This window comes from Phytobacter diazotrophicus (assembly GCF_052061655.1).
GTDB classification, from domain to species: domain Bacteria; phylum Pseudomonadota; class Gammaproteobacteria; order Enterobacterales; family Enterobacteriaceae; genus Phytobacter; species Phytobacter diazotrophicus.
The window spans coordinates 177,320-192,974 of record NZ_CM125428.1; the positions used below are offsets into that span (position 1 = coordinate 177,320).

At 55.3% G+C, this 15,655-nt stretch carries 13 protein-coding genes; 9 read left to right on the top strand and 4 right to left on the bottom strand.

What is annotated here, in order from left to right; genetic code table 11:
- Positions 1 to 38 precede the first annotated feature (38 nt).
- From xylH to xylF, 3 genes are all read right to left on the bottom strand, one after another.
- Entirely contained in the window at positions 39 to 1,220 is a 1,182-nt protein-coding gene (gene xylH / locus ACS0RQ_RS00855; protein WP_039080170.1) for a xylose ABC transporter permease XylH, read from the bottom strand.
- Positions 1,198 to 2,739 carry a xylose ABC transporter ATP-binding protein gene (locus ACS0RQ_RS00860; RefSeq protein WP_039080171.1) on the bottom strand — a complete coding sequence of 514 codons (1,542 nt, stop codon included), beginning with the start codon at positions 2,737 to 2,739 and terminating at the stop codon, positions 1,198 to 1,200. The genes xylH and ACS0RQ_RS00860 overlap by 23 nt, the downstream gene beginning before the upstream one ends.
- 83 nt (positions 2,740 to 2,822) lie before the next feature.
- Entirely contained in the window at positions 2,823 to 3,815 is a 993-nt protein-coding gene (gene xylF, locus ACS0RQ_RS00865; protein ID WP_039080172.1) for a D-xylose ABC transporter substrate-binding protein, read from the bottom strand.
- A 360-nt stretch (positions 3,816 to 4,175) separates the two neighbouring features.
- Between xylF and xylA the strand changes: the two genes are divergently transcribed.
- The 5 genes from xylA to yiaA all read left to right on the top strand — a co-directional run bounded on the left by xylA (position 4,176) and on the right by yiaA (position 9,152).
- Positions 4,176 to 5,498 carry a xylose isomerase gene (gene xylA / locus ACS0RQ_RS00870; RefSeq protein WP_039080173.1) on the top strand — a complete coding sequence of 441 codons (1,323 nt, stop codon included), beginning with the start codon at positions 4,176 to 4,178 and terminating at the stop codon, positions 5,496 to 5,498.
- An 84-nt stretch (positions 5,499 to 5,582) separates the two neighbouring features.
- Complete coding sequence (xylB, locus tag ACS0RQ_RS00875) at positions 5,583 to 7,037, top strand: xylulokinase (RefSeq protein ID WP_271849246.1); 1,455 nt, start codon at positions 5,583 to 5,585, stop codon at positions 7,035 to 7,037.
- Positions 7,038 to 7,170: 133 nt separating this feature from the next.
- Positions 7,171 to 7,710, top strand: coding sequence for an isochorismatase family protein (locus ACS0RQ_RS00880; protein ID WP_271849247.1), 540 nt, complete (start codon positions 7,171 to 7,173; stop codon positions 7,708 to 7,710).
- On the top strand, positions 7,707 to 8,627 hold the full coding sequence (locus tag ACS0RQ_RS00885) for a GlxA family transcriptional regulator (protein ID WP_193794658.1): 921 nt from the start codon (positions 7,707 to 7,709) through the stop codon (positions 8,625 to 8,627). Before ACS0RQ_RS00880 ends, ACS0RQ_RS00885 begins: the two co-directional genes overlap by 4 nt.
- Before the next feature lie 93 nt (positions 8,628 to 8,720).
- A complete protein-coding gene (gene yiaA, locus ACS0RQ_RS00890) occupies positions 8,721 to 9,152 on the top strand; it encodes an inner membrane protein YiaA (protein WP_271849248.1) in 432 nt (143 codons plus the stop codon).
- A gap of 36 nt (positions 9,153 to 9,188) precedes the next feature.
- Here the strand turns inward: yiaA and ACS0RQ_RS00895 are convergent, their stop codons facing one another.
- A complete protein-coding gene (locus ACS0RQ_RS00895) occupies positions 9,189 to 10,184 on the bottom strand; it encodes an acyltransferase (protein ID WP_271849249.1) in 996 nt (331 codons plus the stop codon).
- Between the two features lie 175 nt (positions 10,185 to 10,359).
- On the opposite strand from ACS0RQ_RS00895, the gene ACS0RQ_RS00900 reads away from it, so the two are divergent.
- From ACS0RQ_RS00900 to ACS0RQ_RS00915, 4 genes are all read left to right on the top strand, one after another.
- Complete coding sequence (locus ACS0RQ_RS00900) at positions 10,360 to 10,665, top strand: YsaB family lipoprotein (protein ID WP_271849250.1); 306 nt, start codon at positions 10,360 to 10,362, stop codon at positions 10,663 to 10,665.
- A gap of 105 nt (positions 10,666 to 10,770) precedes the next feature.
- The gene (gene glyQ / locus ACS0RQ_RS00905) at positions 10,771 to 11,682 is read left to right on the top strand and encodes a glycine--tRNA ligase subunit alpha (protein ID WP_004126458.1); all 912 of its coding nucleotides are present in this window, start codon (positions 10,771 to 10,773) and stop codon (positions 11,680 to 11,682) included.
- A gap of 9 nt (positions 11,683 to 11,691) precedes the next feature.
- On the top strand, positions 11,692 to 13,761 hold the full coding sequence (gene glyS / locus ACS0RQ_RS00910) for a glycine--tRNA ligase subunit beta (protein ID WP_271849251.1): 2,070 nt from the start codon (positions 11,692 to 11,694) through the stop codon (positions 13,759 to 13,761).
- A 256-nt stretch (positions 13,762 to 14,017) separates the two neighbouring features.
- Positions 14,018 to 15,637 carry an ABC-F family ATP-binding cassette domain-containing protein gene (locus ACS0RQ_RS00915; RefSeq protein ID WP_271849252.1) on the top strand — a complete coding sequence of 540 codons (1,620 nt, stop codon included), beginning with the start codon at positions 14,018 to 14,020 and terminating at the stop codon, positions 15,635 to 15,637.
- The last annotated feature ends 18 nt before the right edge of the window (positions 15,638 to 15,655 follow it).

Sequence of the window (15,655 nt, forward strand, 5' to 3'; positions counted from 1 at the left end):
CGGAGAAAAATCTTCCGGCAGTGTGATCGCTCCTGGTTTCACGCCCGACGTTTGGTGGCGGAGTCCATCCATACCGCCAACAGCAAAATGGCTCCTTTCACGATGTACTGCCAGAACGTGGGCACATCCATCATGCTCATGCCGTTATCCAGTGACGCCATGATAAATGCCCCCATCACCGCGCCCGCCACGCTACCAATCCCGCCCGCGAGGCTGGTGCCGCCGATAACGCAGGCGGCGATAGCGTCCAGTTCAGCAATGTTGCCCGCCGAGGGTGAACCCGCCCCCAGACGTGAGCTGAGAATCAGCCCGGCAATCGCTACCATCAAGCCGTTTATGGCGAACACCGCCAGCTTGGTACGTTCCACGTTGATCCCGGACAGGCGTGCGGCCTCCAGGTTACCACCGATAGCGTAGATACGACGACCAAACGCGGTACGCGTAGCCATAAACATCCCCGCCAGCAGCAGGAAGACGAGCAGCAATACCGGCGTCGGAACACCGCGATAATCATTGAGCAGCCAAATGGCACCGAGCACCAGTACGGCGATGAGCGACTGGCGACCCACGACGGAGGTGGACGCGGTGGTGGTCAGCCCCATCGCCTGGCGGCGCAGTCGTCCACGCCACTGCCACAGAATGAAGGCGACAAGCCCTAACGCACCCACGCCGAAACCGACACCATCAGGCAGATAGCTTTGCCCGATTTGCGACATGGCCGCGCTGGTGGGCGAGACGGTTGTGCCGTTGGTGATGCCAATCAGCACGCCGCGAAACGCCAGCATCCCCGCAAGGGTGACGATAAACGACGGCACCTTACGGTAGGCGACCCACCAGCCGTTCCACGCACCCAACAGTAAACCCAGTACCAGCGTGACCACAATGGTCAGCGGTAAAGGCCAGCCCAGCCAGACGTCGAAAATCGCCGCCGCGCCGCCCAGCAGGCCCATCATCGAGCCCACAGAGAGGTCGATTTCCGCCGAGATAATGACGAACACCATGCCAACGGCCAGGATGCCAGTGATGGCCGTCTGGCGCAGCAGGTTTGAGACGTTACGCGCGCTCAGGTAAGCGCCGTCGGTCATCCAGGTAAAGAACAGCATGATCACAGCGATGGCCGCAATCATGACAAAGACCTGGAAATTCAGAGACTTCAATCCTTTGAAGGCACCCGGTACCGGGGCGGATAGTTTCATTTCAGACGGGTTGCTTTTCGACATGATGTTCGCTCCTCAGCGCCGCTTCCATGACCTGCTCCTGGGTCAGTTGATGATTAATTAGGTCCGCTTTTAGCTTGCCTTCATGCATCACCAGTACCCGATCGCTGAGCCCCAGCACTTCGGGCAATTCGGAAGAGATGACAATAACGGCAATCCCCTGCTGTACCAGTTGATTGATTAATTTATAAATTTCGTATTTCGCGCCGATATCAATCCCGCGCGTCGGTTCGTCGAGGATCAGAATGCGCGGGTTGAGCAGCAGGCAGCGGGCAAGAATGGCTTTTTGCTGATTCCCACCGCTCAGGCGACCAATCGCCAGGTCGGGGGAGGAGGTTTTCACTTTTAGACGCTGCAGCGACTGCAAAATGCAATGCTGCTCTGCTGCATCGTCCAGGCTACTCAACGTGCCGGAAAACTGGTCCAGCGCCGCGAGGGTGATGTTTTTACCGACGGCCATCACGGGGACGATGCCATCTTTTTTGCGGTCTTCTGGCACCATCGCGATACCACTGGCAATCGCCTGCTGGCAGTTATGGATATGCACCTGTTTGCCATCAAGGAAAATATTGCCTTCCCAACGTCCCGGCCAGACGCCAAACAGGCACTGTACCGCTTCGGTTCGCCCGGCGCCCACCAGCCCGGCAATACCCAAAATTTCGCCACGTTTAAGGGAGAAAGAGACGTCATTGACTCGCTTGATGTGTTTATTGACCGGATGCCAGGCGGTTAAATGCTCAACACGTAAGATCTCATCGCCGGTGGTGTGCGGTTCGTTGGGGTAGAGCGCGGTGAGTTCGCGGCCCACCATCATGGTGATGATGTCGTCTTCGCTCATCCCGGTGGCATCGCGCGTGCCGATATGCTGACCATCGCGGATCACGCAGATGATGTCAGAAATAGCCTTCACCTCGTTGAGTTTGTGCGAGATATAAATACAGGCGATACCGTGGTTTTGCAGATCGCGAATGATATCCAGTAAGACGGCCGTTTCCTGCTCGGTGAGTGAGGCGGTCGGTTCATCAAGAATAAGCAGACGGACCTGTTTATTCAGCGCTTTGGCGATTTCTACCAGTTGCTGTTGCCCAAGCCCGAGATCGCCGACACGGGTATTGGGGGATATCGTAAGACTGACCTGGGCGAGCAGCTTTTCACAGCGCAGCGTCATGGTGTCGTAGTCCATCACGCCGTGATGGGTGATTTCGGTGCCAAGAAAGATGTTTTCCAGCACCGTCAGGTGCTTAACCAGCGCCAGCTCCTGATGGATTATCGCAATGCCTTTACGCTCGGTATCACGGATATGCCCGGCCTGTAGGGTTTCGCCAGCAAAAACAATTTCGCCGTCATAGCTGCCCCAGGGATAGATGCCGCACAGTACTTTCATCAGCGTGGATTTGCCGGAGCCGTTTTCACCGCAAAGGGATAACACTTCGCCTGCATTGAGCCGCAGACTCACGTTATCAACGGCCTTGACCGCGCCAAAGGCCTTGGTGATGTTCTTCATTTCAAGTAAATAAGGCATAACTGCTCCACGTAATTCGAGGTATTCACAGTGCCTGAAGACATGTTCCGGCGTGCCTCCTGTCGGGAGACACGCCGCGAGGCTTAGAGCTGATCTTTCTGATGGAACCCGTCTTTGATAACCGTGGCGTCGATGTTGTCTTTGGTGACTTCAATCGGCGTCAGCAGACGGGCGGGGACGTCTTTCAGACCGTTATTGAGGGTGGAGTCCGCTTTTGGCTGTTTGCCATTACCGAGCTCAACGGCGATTTCTGCGGCCGTGTTAGCCAGTTGGGTGATGGGCTTATAGACCGTCATGGTCTGGCTGCCGTTGATCAGGCGTTTAATCCCGGCGAGGTCGGCATCCTGGCCTGAAATGACGACTTTGCCTGCCAGGCCTTGAGCGCTCAGCGCCTGAATTGCGCCGCCTGCGGTCGCATCGTTAGACGCCACGACAGCGTCGATTTTGTTGTTGTTCGCCGTGAGGGCGTTTTCCATGATTTTCAACGCATTTTCAGGCAGCCAGCCGTCGACCCACTGATCGCCGACAATTTTAATCTTGCCGCTATCAATGTACGGTTTTAATACTTTCATTTGGCCTGCGCGGAACAATTTAGCGTTATTATCAACGGGCGAACCGCCCATCAAAAAGTAATTACCCTGAGGCACTTTGCTGACCAGGCTTTGCGCCTGCAATTCACCAACCTTTTCATTGTCGAAGGAAATATAAAAATCAATGTCGGCATTATTGATCATACGGTCATAGGCCAACACTTTAATCCCTTCTTGTTTGGCCTCTTTTACAACATTACTTAATACCTGACCGTTGTAGGGAATAATAACCAGAACATCAACGCCGCGGTTGATCATATTTTCGATTTGCGACATCTGGGTTTCTTCATTACCGTTAGCCGACTGGACAAAAACCGTGGCACCCAGCGATTCGGCTTTTTTCACGAAAATATCACGGTCTTTCTGCCAACGTTCGAGGCGTAAGTCATCAATCGCCATACCGATTTTTACTTCTTTTGCGTGACCCGCCATGCTGGCGAGCAGCAAAGAAGCACACAAAGTAAGGCAAAGGTTCTTTATCTTCATAATAGTAATACCTTTTTGTAGGGTGACGAAGCGAGATAAAAGAAACATGCACTGCGATGAACGTTGCAAATTTTTAACGCGTAAACGGTGGCTGGCAATTCCTGGTTTTTATCCCGGCGTTATGTTTTTTGGTTTATTTGTGGAAGTTTGACGGTGATCTGATTTTAAAATAAGCGGAAACGGTTTTGCAGGCGGCAACAATTAAGCAACCGACCTGGTTATGGCTTATTTTGCGAGGTGGCGCACATTTGCGTATTCTCTTAATGTCAGTGTGAAATAACGTAATTGAGCAAGGCGAGGAGAGAATCCAGTATTACCTGGAAAATGAATCTTTGCCGACACCTGATTATGGAGCTCATTATGCATGCTTATTTCGACCAGCTCGAACGTGTTCGTTATGAAGGCCCGAAAACAACCAACCCTTTAGCGTTTCGTCATTACAACCCGGACGAGTTAGTGCTGGGTAAGCGAATGGAAGATCACCTGCGCTTTGCCGCCTGCTACTGGCATACATTCTGCTGGAACGGTGCGGATATGTTTGGTGTGGGATCATTCGACAGGCCGTGGCAACAGCCGGGCGACGCACTGGCGCTGGCGGAGCGTAAAGCGGATGTAGCGTTTGAGTTCTTCCACAAACTGAATGTGCCTTACTACTGCTTCCACGATGTCGATGTCTCGCCGGAAGGGGCTTCGCTGAAAGAGTACCTGAATAACTTTGCCCATATGGTGGATGTGCTGGCGCAAAAACAGCAGCAGAGCGGCGTGAAACTGCTCTGGGGTACCGCTAACTGTTTTACTAACCCGCGCTATGGCGCAGGGGCTGCCACTAACCCGGATCCCGAAGTATTTAGCTGGGCTGCGACCCAGGTCGTCACCGCGATGAACGCAACTCATCAGTTGGGTGGCGAAAACTACGTGCTGTGGGGCGGTCGTGAAGGGTATGAAACCCTGCTTAATACCGATCTGCGTCAGGAGCGCGAGCAGATTGGCCGCTTCATGCAGATGGTTGTCGAACACAAACATAAAATCGGCTTCCGTGGCACGCTGCTGATTGAGCCAAAACCGCAGGAACCGACCAAACATCAATATGATTATGATGTGGCAACGGTGTACGGCTTCCTCAAACAGTTCGGTCTGGAAAAAGAGATTAAAGTGAACATCGAGGCGAACCACGCCACGTTGGCCGGTCACTCTTTCCACCATGAAATTGCCTCTGCCATCGCGCTGGGTATCTTCGGTTCGGTCGATGCTAACCGCGGCGACGCACAACTGGGTTGGGATACTGACCAGTTCCCGAACAGCGTGGAAGAGAACGCGCTGGTGATGTATGAAATCATCAAAGCGGGCGGCTTTACCACTGGCGGTCTGAACTTTGACGCCAAAGTGCGTCGTCAGAGCACCGACAAATACGATCTGTTCTATGGCCATATTGGCGCAATGGACACCATGGCGCTGGCGCTGAAAGTGGCCGCGCGGATGAGTGAAGACGGTGAGCTGGATAAACGCGTCGCGAAACGCTATGCCGGCTGGAATGGTGAACTTGGCCAGCAAATTCTGCAGGGCCAGCTAACGCTTGCTGAACTGGCGAAGTACGCTGAACAGCAAAACCTGGCGCCACGCCATCAGAGCGGGCATCAGGAACTGTTGGAAAATCTGGTAAACCATTACCTGTTCGACAAGTAACCGGCGCTGGCCTGCATTCGGGCCTGCACACCGACCAGGCCCGGAACGCATTGCGTTACCGGGCAGTTTTTTAAGGAGCCATCTATGTATATCGGGATTGATCTTGGCACATCAGGGGTAAAAGCAATTTTGCTCAGTGAGCAGGGCACCGTACTGGCCTCACAAACGGAAAAGTTAACGGTGTCGCGCCCGCGCCCTTTGTGGTCGGAGCAGGACCCGTTGCACTGGTGGCAGGCCACGGACCGGGCGATTCGCGCCCTCGGCGAACAGCATTCATTACAGCAGGTGAAAGCCATTGGCCTGGCCGGGCAGATGCACGGCGCCACGCTGCTTGATAACGAAAATCAGGTACTTCGTCCGGCTATTTTGTGGAATGACGGGCGCTGCGCCGAAGAGTGTGCGTTGCTGGAAGCGCAGGTAAAAAACTCACGGGCGATAACCGGCAACCTGATGATGCCGGGGTTCACCGCGCCAAAATTATTATGGGTGAAGCGCCACGAACCTGACGTGTTTGCCCGCGTGGCGAAAGTCCTGCTGCCGAAAGATTATCTGCGCTGGCAAATGACCGGACAGTACGCCAGCGATATGTCGGACTCCGCCGGTACAATGTGGCTGGATGTGGCAAAACGCGACTGGAGCGATGAGATGCTCGCCGCCTGCGCGCTGACCCGCGACCATATGCCTGCCTTGTTCGAAGGCAGCGACATCACAGGTACCTTGCTGCCGGAGGTGGCAGAGCGCTGGGGCATGGCACAGGTTGCCGTCGTCGCGGGTGGCGGCGATAACGCGGCGGGTGCTGTCGGCGTTGGAATGGCGGATGCCGGGCAGGCGATGCTCTCCCTGGGAACGTCCGGCGTCTATTTTGCGGTCAGCGAAGGTTTCCTCAGTAATCCCGAAAGCGCGGTGCACAGTTTCTGCCATGCACTACCGGGACGCTGGCATCTGATGTCGGTCATGCTGAGCGCCGCCTCTTGCCTGGATTGGGCCGCGAAGCTGACCCGGCTGGATTCTGTACAGGCGCTGATTACCGCAGCGGAACAGGCGGATGACAGCGCGGGCGATCTCTGGTTCTTACCCTATCTTTCCGGCGAGCGTACGCCGCATAACAACCCGGAAGCCAAAGGCGTGTTCTTTGGCCTGACCCATCAGCACGGGCCAAATGAACTGGCGAAATCGGTGCTCGAAGGGGTGGGCTATGCGCTGGCCGACGGGATGGATGTGGTGCACGCCTGCGGCGTGAAGCCGCAAAGCATCACGCTTATCGGCGGTGGGGCGCGTAGCAGCTACTGGCGCCAGATGCTGGCGGACATCAGCGGGCAGCAGCTTGATTACCGCACGGGGGGCGATGTCGGCCCGGCTTTAGGCGCGGCACGTCTGGCGCAAATTGCCGCCAACCCGGATGTCCCGGTGACTCGCCTGTTGCCACAACTGCCGATTGAACAGCAGCACCAGCCGGATGCCGCGCGCCATGCGTTGTATCAACCGCGTCGCGAAACCTTCCGTCGTATTTATCAGCAGCTTTTACCGCTGATGTCGTAACGTCTGCGTCCTCCCCGTTTGCGCGGGGAGGATGTTCGTCTGTAATCCACCTGATGATGTCCTTTTTTGGTCTTAGCACTTTGCTCACTCCTTGCCAGAATAGCCCTACATCCACTGCGTAAGGAGTCCCAAAATGTCACGTACCGCCCTTATCAATATCGATACTCAGAACTCTTTCCTGCATCGCGATAGCTGGCAGGAGGACAATTTTCCCGCTTTTCGCGACGCCATGTTGAACCTGATTGCCGGCTGTATTGCGCGGGATGTGCCGGTGGTAGACATTTTTCATGTCGCTGACGGCGGGCCGTTCGCGCTGGAAAGTGGTTATGTCGCGCCAATGGCCTTTTTGCAACATCAGCCTGCGGTGACTTTCTACAAGCATGTGCATAATGCCTTTACCGATACCGGGCTGGATCACTGGCTGCGTAAACAGGATATTAATCATGTCATTATTTGCGGGATGCGCACCGAACAGTGCTGCGAAACGACGGCCCGCGTGGCGTCAGATCTTGGCTACAAAGTGACCTTTGTCAGTGAAGCGACGTTAACCTTCCCGATGGCGCATAAAGGGATTACGCTGGACTGCGACGCGCTGCGTCATCGTACGGAAACGGTGCTCGAAGGCCGTTTCGCCACCGTGAAAACTGTCAGTGAAACTCTGGGATCCCTATGACCACCGATGTCTGGTTCGTGATGTTGCCGGGCGTGCTGGCGCTGGATATGACCGGCCCGGCAGAAACCTTCTCCCTGGCGGGTGAGGCCTTTCGCTTGCATTACATTGGACCGGACGCAGAGGTGCCGACCTCTATCGGCCTGACGATGGGCAATATTGCGCCGCTACCGGACAGCCTGCCGGAAGGCAGTCTGCTGGTATTGCCCGGCGTTCATCAGTCCGCACACTATTTTGCCACGCCCCAGGCTGATACCGTCCGCCACTGGCTGATGCGTATGCAACCGCTGATCCACAGCCAGAAGGTGCTGCTGATGTGTGTCTGTTCCGGCTCGCTATTAGCGGCAAAAGCAGGGCTGATGACGGGGATTCAGTGCACCACGCACCACGATGTGATAGCTCGTCTGAGGGCGGCGGCACCCGCCGCACTGGTCAAAGAGAACCGGATTTTCATTGAAGACAGAGGGATCTGGACCAGTGCAGGGATTACCTCCGGTATTGACCTGACGCTGCACATTATTCACCGGCTGTGCGGGCCAGAAACGGCGCTGGCGGTGGCCCGCGAGATGGTGGTCTGGTTCCGTCGTTCCGGCGATGACCCACAGCTCTCGCCGTGGTTGCGCTATCGCAATCATCTCCACCCGGCGGTTCACCGTGCCCAGGATGTGCTTACCGCCGAGCCGCAAAAACCCTGGCAACTGGCGGATATTGCTGAGCAGGCCCACGTGAGCCCACGGCATTTAACACGCCTGTTTCAGCAACATCTGGGCATCAGCGTGCGTGATTATCTGGAACAACTACGTCTGGCGGTGGCTGAACAGTGGCTAATACAGGGACGGGGTACGGAGCAGGCCGCGATGGCCGCCGGGTTTTCCTCACCCCGCCAGTTGCACCGCGCGCGTCAGCGCGCCGCCGGGTAACGCCACTATTGGTGTTTTCTGAAAAACTGCTCTCCCTCTCCCGCTTTGCCCCCATACCTTTACTATGGGTTACCAAAACGGAGGGTGTTATTTATGGAAAAAAACGCAGTACATGTTTCTCCCGCGTTCAATATCGTGTCGTGGGTTGCCCTGATGGGGGGCGTGGCGTCTTATCTGGTAGGTTTGTGGAATGCCGAGATGCAACTGAATGAGCGGGGTTATTACTTTGCGGTGCTGCTTCTGGGACTTTTTGCCGCAGCCTCCTATCAAAAAACGGTCAGAGACCGCTACGAAGGTATTCCCACCACGCAGATGTATTACTTTATGTGCCTGATAACGTTTATTCTTTCTATCGGCTTGCTGCTTGTCGGATTGTGGAATGCGACACTGCTGCTTAGTGAGAAAGGGTTTTACGGACTGGCCTTCTTTCTTAGTCTGTTTGGCATTGTCGCCGTGCAAAAAAATGTCCGTGATGGCTGGGATCAAACCGAACCGGAAGTCGTATCCGCTGAGGCGGAGGAATAAGTTCAATCGCTCGGCGTTGCTGGCCGGGCTGCTCGTTTAGCTCACATAACGCCGCGTATCAATACGCTGCAACAGCATCGATAAGCCCAGGCTGATGAGCAGTGTTGCGGTAAAAATCCACAGAATATCGAGCACCGGCCAGGTCTGAATTTCAGCGCCACGGGTGCGTAGCGCATGAATGATAATGGCATGAAAACCATAGATTCCCAGCGAGTGGCGGGAGATGATCGCCAGCCCCGGCAGCGCCCGCGCGCTAAGGGTGTTTTTGACGAAGGTGAACAGCGACATGGCGCAGATAAACACCAGCGGGCCACAATAGACATACCAGGTGTCGGCGAAATTGCCACGCCATTTCAGTTCATGCAAGGTGCCGCGAGAAATGGCGAAGGCGGCGACGACAAAAACAGTCGCGCTCAGTACAGTGAGTGACTTTTTCTGCGTATCCATCATTCCTAACGCACGGCCCAGCATGCCGTACAACACGTAATAGAACGTGTCGCCATTGATATACAGATTAATGGGCAGCCATTCGAAATGGCCTATTTTTTGCGCCACCGTATTGGGGTTGGCAACAATGCCAATGACGACCATCAGCGCCAGCAGCATCTTCCCGCTAACCTGTTTTACCTGAATAAGCGGCGAGACGAGATAGATAACGATAATCGCAAAGAAAAACCACAGATGATAAAAAACCGGTTTTTGTAGCAGGTTTCGTAGTGATAACTCGCTGTTAATTGAGGTAAATAAGACGATGTAGATAAAGGCGATCGTGCTGTAGAACAGCAGGCATAAACCGATACGCAAAAAATGGCGCGGCTGGGCACTGCGTTCGCCAAAAAAGAGATAACCTGAGATCATAAAAAAGAGCGGCACGCTGACGCGAGAAGCTGAATTGAGGAGATTGGCGACACCCCAGTCGAGGGTGCTCACGCTGGCCGCGTTAGTCACGTACCAGGCGGTGGTATGGATCATCACTACCATCAAACAGGCGATCCCTCGCAGATTATCAATCCAGTAAATTTTCGACGACATCTGTTCCTCAATTTTCCCGTTAAATACCCTCTGACTTACGATTTAACGCACTTTCTTTCTGGATAATTCTGAGTTTTCCTGCCCATACTTGTGATGTTACGGCAGTTTTGCAAAATTCACTGCTTAGCCCTTCTACCTTCTAAAAATAACAGCAGCTTAGCCTGACGGTAAAAAAATGATGATCAAAAATATGGCGTCAGCCTTGTTGTTCTTGCTGGTGGCGGGATGCAGCGCGCCACAAGAAATGCCTGCGCAACGTGCGCAAAAAGCGAAAGTGAGCCCGGCGCACTCCCTCGAAATGGAACAGCTCTGCAAGCAATCTGCGGCGCATCGCTACAATACCGACTCGCAAGCCATCGCGGTTACCAGCTTCGAACAGTTTCAGAGTAGCTATGAAATGCGTGGTGTTACCCCCCGGAAGGAGGGGTTTGTCTGCTCTTTTGACCCGGAAGGCCAGTTTTTACATCTCTCGATGCGCTAGTTCTTCAATTTTCCATAAACAGGCCCGTTTCGTACTGTATATCTTCCGGTCAGCGGGTATACTGGCCCCTTCCTTTAAATCCACACGTATCCAGCACGAAATCATATGCAAAAGTTTGATACCAGGACCTTCCAGGGCCTGATCCTGACCTTACAGGATTACTGGGCTCGTCAGGGCTGCACCATTGTTCAACCTCTGGACATGGAAGTCGGCGCCGGCACATCTCACCCAATGACCTGCTTACGCGCATTGGGGCCAGAACCGATGGCGACTGCCTACGTGCAGCCTTCTCGTCGTCCGACCGACGGCCGTTATGGCGAAAACCCGAACCGTTTACAGCACTATTATCAGTTCCAGGTCGTGATTAAACCGTCTCCGGACAATATCCAGGAGCTGTACCTCGGGTCTCTGAAAGAGCTGGGTATGGATCCGACCATCCACGACATCCGTTTCGTGGAAGACAACTGGGAAAACCCGACGCTGGGTGCCTGGGGGCTGGGTTGGGAAGTGTGGCTGAACGGTATGGAAGTGACCCAGTTCACTTACTTCCAGCAGGTTGGCGGTCTGGAATGTAAGCCGGTTACCGGTGAGATTACGTACGGCTTAGAACGTCTGGCGATGTACATTCAGGGCGTAGATAGTGTTTACGACCTGGTCTGGAGCGATGGCCCGCTGGGTAAAACCACCTACGGCGACGTGTTCCATCAGAACGAAGTGGAACAGTCCACCTACAACTTCGAATACGCCGACGTCGACTTCCTGTTCTCCTGCTTTGAGCAGTACGAGAAAGAAGCCCAGCAGCTTCTGGCGCTGGAAAATCCGCTGCCGCTGCCTGCGTACGAACGTATTCTGAAAGCCGCTCATAGCTTCAACCTGCTGGATGCGCGTAAAGCCATCTCCGTCACCGAGCGTCAGCGCTATATTCTGCGCATTCGCACGCTGACCAAAGCGGTAGCAGAAGCCTATTACGCTTCCCGTGAAGCTCTTGGCTTCCCGATGTGCAACAAGAATAAATAAGAGGCGGCCATGTCTGAGAAAACTTTCCTGGTGGAAATTGGCACCGAAGAGCTGCCACCAAAAGCCCTGCGCAGCCTGGCTGAATCTTTTGCTGCGAACGTGACCGCTGAGCTGGATAACGCTGGCCTGGCGCACGGTAAAATCGAATGGTTTGCCGCACCGCGCCGTCTGGCGCTGAAAGTGGCGAATCTGGCGGCTTCTCAGCCTGACCGTGAAGTTGAGAAACGCGGCCCGGCGATTGCCCAGGCGTTTGATGCCAGCGGTAATCCGAGCAAAGCGGCAGAAGGCTGGGCGCGCGGTTGCGGTATCACCGTTGACCAGGCCGAACGTCTGACCACCGACAAAGGTGAATGGCTGCTGTATCGTGCTCATGTAAAAGGCGAGAGCACCGAGGCGCTGCTGCCGAACATGATTGCCACCTCGCTGGCGAAGCTGCCGATTCCGAAACTGATGCGCTGGGGCGCGTCCGACGTCCACTTCGTGCGTCCGGTTCATACCGTGACTCTGCTGCTGGGCGACGAAGTCATCCCGGCAACTATTCTGGGCGTCCAGTCCGATCGCGTGATTCGCGGTCACCGCTTTATGGGCGAGCCGGAGTTCACCATCGACAATGCCGACCAGTATCCTGAAATCCTGCTGGAGCGCGGCAAAGTTGTGGCTGACTACGACGCGCGTAAAGCCAAAATTAAAGCAGACGCAGAAGAAGCGGCGCGTAAGATTGGCGGCAACGCTGACCTGAGCGACAGCCTGCTCGAAGAAGTGACCTCGCTGGTGGAATGGCCGGTCGTGCTGACGGCGAAATTCGAAGAGAAATTCCTCGCGGTGCCTGCCGAAGCGCTGGTGTACACCATGAAGGGTGACCAGAAGTACTTCCCGGTTTATGACAATGCCGGCAAGCTGCTGCCGAACTTTATCTTTGTGGCCAACATTGAGTCCAAAGATCCGGTACAAATCATCTCCGGTAACGAGAAGGTGGTTCGTCCGCGTCTGGCGGACGCTGAGTTCTTCTTCAATACCGACCGTAAAAAACGTCTGGAAGACCATCTGCCGCGTCTGCAAACCGTGCTGTTCCAGCAACAACTGGGTACGCTGCGCGACAAGACCGATCGTATTCAGGCGCTGGCGGGCTGGATTGCAGAGCAGATTGGCGCTGATGTGAATCACGCGACCCGCGCGGGCCTGCTGTCTAAGTGCGACCTGATGACCAATATGGTCTTTGAGTTCACCGACACCCAGGGTGTGATGGGCATGCACTACGCGCGCCATGACGGGGAAGCGGAAGATGTTGCGGTTGCGCTGAATGAGCAGTATCAGCCGCGCTTTGCGGGCGATGACCTGCCGTCTAACCCGATTGCCTGTGCGCTGGCGATTGCCGATAAGATGGACACTCTGGCGGGTATCTTTGGTATCGGTCAGCACCCGAAAGGGGACAAAGACCCGTTTGCGCTGCGTCGTGCCGCGCTGGGCGTGCTGCGTATCATCGTTGAGAAGAACCTCAACCTGGATCTGCAAACGCTGACCGAAGAAGCGGTGCGTCTGTATGGCGACAAGCTGACGAATGCCAAAGTGGTCGACGACGTTATCGACTTTATGCTGGGCCGTTTCCGCGCCTGGTATCAGGACGAAGGCTATACCGTCGACACCATCCAGGCCGTGCTGGCGCGTCGTCCGACCCGTCCGGCGGATTTCGATGCGCGCATGAAAGCGGTATCTCACTTCCGCACGCTGGAAGAGGCCTCTGCGCTGGCTGCGGCCAACAAGCGTGTCTCTAATATTCTGGCGAAATCAGACGAGACGCTGAACGACATCGTGCATGCTTCCGTACTGAAAGAAGCGGCAGAGATCAAACTGGCGGGCAATCTGGTCGTTCTGCGCGACAAGCTGCAGCCGTACTTTGCCGCAGGCCGTTACCAGGAAGCGCTGGTCGAACTGGCATCCCTGCGTGAGCCGGTTGATGAGTTCTTCGAAAACGTGATGGTGAATGCGGAAGATAAAGACGTTCGTCTGAACCGTCTGACGCTGCTGTCCAAACTGCGCGAGTTGTTCCTGCAGGTCGCGGATATTTCCCTGCTGCAGTAATTGCGTGGTCGATAAATAAAAACCTGCCTGCGGGCGGGTTTTTTATTATCTGAATCTTTATTCTTCAAAGCGATCTCGAATAAAAGCCTAAAATTTAACCTTGAAATCCTGTCCGGTCTGCGGCTATCCTTTGCCCCGACGAATCCCTCGTCTCACTGAGGCCCACTGAAAATGGATAAACACACCTGCTGACTTCGAATCCTTGCTTCGCGCTTATGGCGAGCAGGGGATGTATTGATTTCACTCAGGAGTGCTTATGGCTCAGTGCGCCCAATCCCCCTTATTTATTTTGCATCAGGTCACCTGTCAGTTTGCGACGGGCGTGACACTTTTTGGCCCGATTTCACTTTCGCTCGAACCCGCGCTGTGTGGCCTGGTCGGGCGCAACGGTTGCGGTAAAACCCGCTTATTGCGCCTGCTGGCGGGGCTGGACCTCCCCGCATCCGGACATATCGAACGTTTTGGTACTGTGGCTTACGTCGCTCAACAACACGCGGTTTCCCCGTCGACAACGCTTGCTGAATTGCTGGGTTATAACGCGGTGTTTGCTGCACGGCGGCGTATCGAATCGGGTGATTACCTGCCAGAAGATCTCGAACGTATGGAAGGCTTTTGGGATCTTGAGGAGCGCCTGACCGGGGCCTTTATGGATGCCAGTCTGCCTCCGTTCAACCCCGAGCGACCTGCCGTAACGCTTAGCGGCGGCGAACGGGTTCGTGCCCTGCTGTGCGCGGCATTGATGGCAGACGCCGATTACCTGCTGCTTGATGAACCGACCAACCATCTCGACAGACAAGGGCGAGAATGGCTTTATACGCGACTTTCCCGTCGGCAGGGTGGAACACTGGTGGCGAGCCACGATCGTGAACTGCTGGCCTTGATGCCGCGCATCCTTGAATTATCTCCCGCCGGATTACGCAGCTATGGCGGCCATTATGCTGGTTATCAGCGTCAACGCGAAGCCGAGCAGCAGGCAGCCCACGCGGCGCTTGAGCATGCGGCTACCGAGCGTCGTCGGCTACGTAACCGCCAGCAAAAGGAGCATGATGCCAGCCAGCGGCGTTCAGCCCAGACTCTGCGAACTGTCGACACGCTTAATATTGCCTCGTTCGAGCGGGTGAAATACAAAGGAGTCGCGAAGGAGCGGACTGGCACGCTGCGTCGGCAGCACCGTGAGCAGAACGAGGTACTGAATGCCGCGGTCGCACAGGCCCGCGAGCGAGTTGAAGACGATGCGCCAGTCTTGTTTACTCTGCCGGGCAGCCAGGTGGCTGAGGGTAAACAGGTGCTGGTCATGGACAATCTCATCTTGCCTTATGGCAATTCCTCTCCCCTGAGCTGGCGAATGGACGGGCCGATGCGTGTAGCGCTACGCGGGCCAAACGGTTGTGGAAAATCGACCCTGTTGCGCGTCATGCTCGGAGAAGAAAAGCCGCTATCAGGTACGTGTCAGGTATCGGTGGCGACGGCGTACCTCGACCAGCATCTGTCGCAACTGGATCTTTCCCTCCCGGCCCTGGCGCACCTTAGCGCCGCGGATACGCCGCTCGACGAGGGCATACTAAGAACCCGACTGGCGCAACTGCATCTGGGGGCAGAGAAAGTGACGTTGCCGCTTTCGGCATTAAGCGGTGGAGAACGCCTGAAAGCGGCGCTGGCCTGCGTACTCTGGCGTCGTGAGGCGACACAACTGCTTTTGCTTGATGAACCCACGAACCATCTTGATTTGACTTCGACGCAGGCGATTGAGTTGGCATTGTCGACATTTCCGGGCGCAGTAGTGGTGGTTTCACATGATGAGGCATTTCTGAACGCGCTAAATTTAACGCATCAGATTGAGTGGCGAGAAGATAGATGGCGCTGTGAAAGGAAGTAAGAGGATATTGACCCCCGA

What these genes read in the sequence shown, in the direction of transcription:
- ACS0RQ_RS00895 (WP_271849249.1), bottom strand. Translation starts at nt 10,184, where the DNA reads ATGTCGTCGAAAATTTACTGGATTGATAATCTGCGAGGGATCGCCTGT.
- ACS0RQ_RS00915 (WP_271849252.1), top strand. Translation starts at nt 14,018, where the DNA reads ATGGCTCAGTGCGCCCAATCCCCCTTATTTATTTTGCATCAGGTCACC.
- glyS (WP_271849251.1), top strand. Translation starts at nt 11,692, where the DNA reads ATGTCTGAGAAAACTTTCCTGGTGGAAATTGGCACCGAAGAGCTGCCA.
- yiaA (WP_271849248.1), top strand. Translation starts at nt 8,721, where the DNA reads ATGGAAAAAAACGCAGTACATGTTTCTCCCGCGTTCAATATCGTGTCG.
- ACS0RQ_RS00860 (WP_039080171.1), bottom strand. Translation starts at nt 2,739, where the DNA reads ATGCCTTATTTACTTGAAATGAAGAACATCACCAAGGCCTTTGGCGCG.
- xylB (WP_271849246.1), top strand. Translation starts at nt 5,583, where the DNA reads ATGTATATCGGGATTGATCTTGGCACATCAGGGGTAAAAGCAATTTTG.
- ACS0RQ_RS00900 (WP_271849250.1), top strand. Translation starts at nt 10,360, where the DNA reads ATGATGATCAAAAATATGGCGTCAGCCTTGTTGTTCTTGCTGGTGGCG.
- xylH (WP_039080170.1), bottom strand. Translation starts at nt 1,220, where the DNA reads ATGTCGAAAAGCAACCCGTCTGAAATGAAACTATCCGCCCCGGTACCG.
- xylF (WP_039080172.1), bottom strand. Translation starts at nt 3,815, where the DNA reads ATGAAGATAAAGAACCTTTGCCTTACTTTGTGTGCTTCTTTGCTGCTC.
- xylA (WP_039080173.1), top strand. Translation starts at nt 4,176, where the DNA reads ATGCATGCTTATTTCGACCAGCTCGAACGTGTTCGTTATGAAGGCCCG.
- ACS0RQ_RS00880 (WP_271849247.1), top strand. Translation starts at nt 7,171, where the DNA reads ATGTCACGTACCGCCCTTATCAATATCGATACTCAGAACTCTTTCCTG.
- ACS0RQ_RS00885 (WP_193794658.1), top strand. Translation starts at nt 7,707, where the DNA reads ATGACCACCGATGTCTGGTTCGTGATGTTGCCGGGCGTGCTGGCGCTG.
- glyQ (WP_004126458.1), top strand. Translation starts at nt 10,771, where the DNA reads ATGCAAAAGTTTGATACCAGGACCTTCCAGGGCCTGATCCTGACCTTA.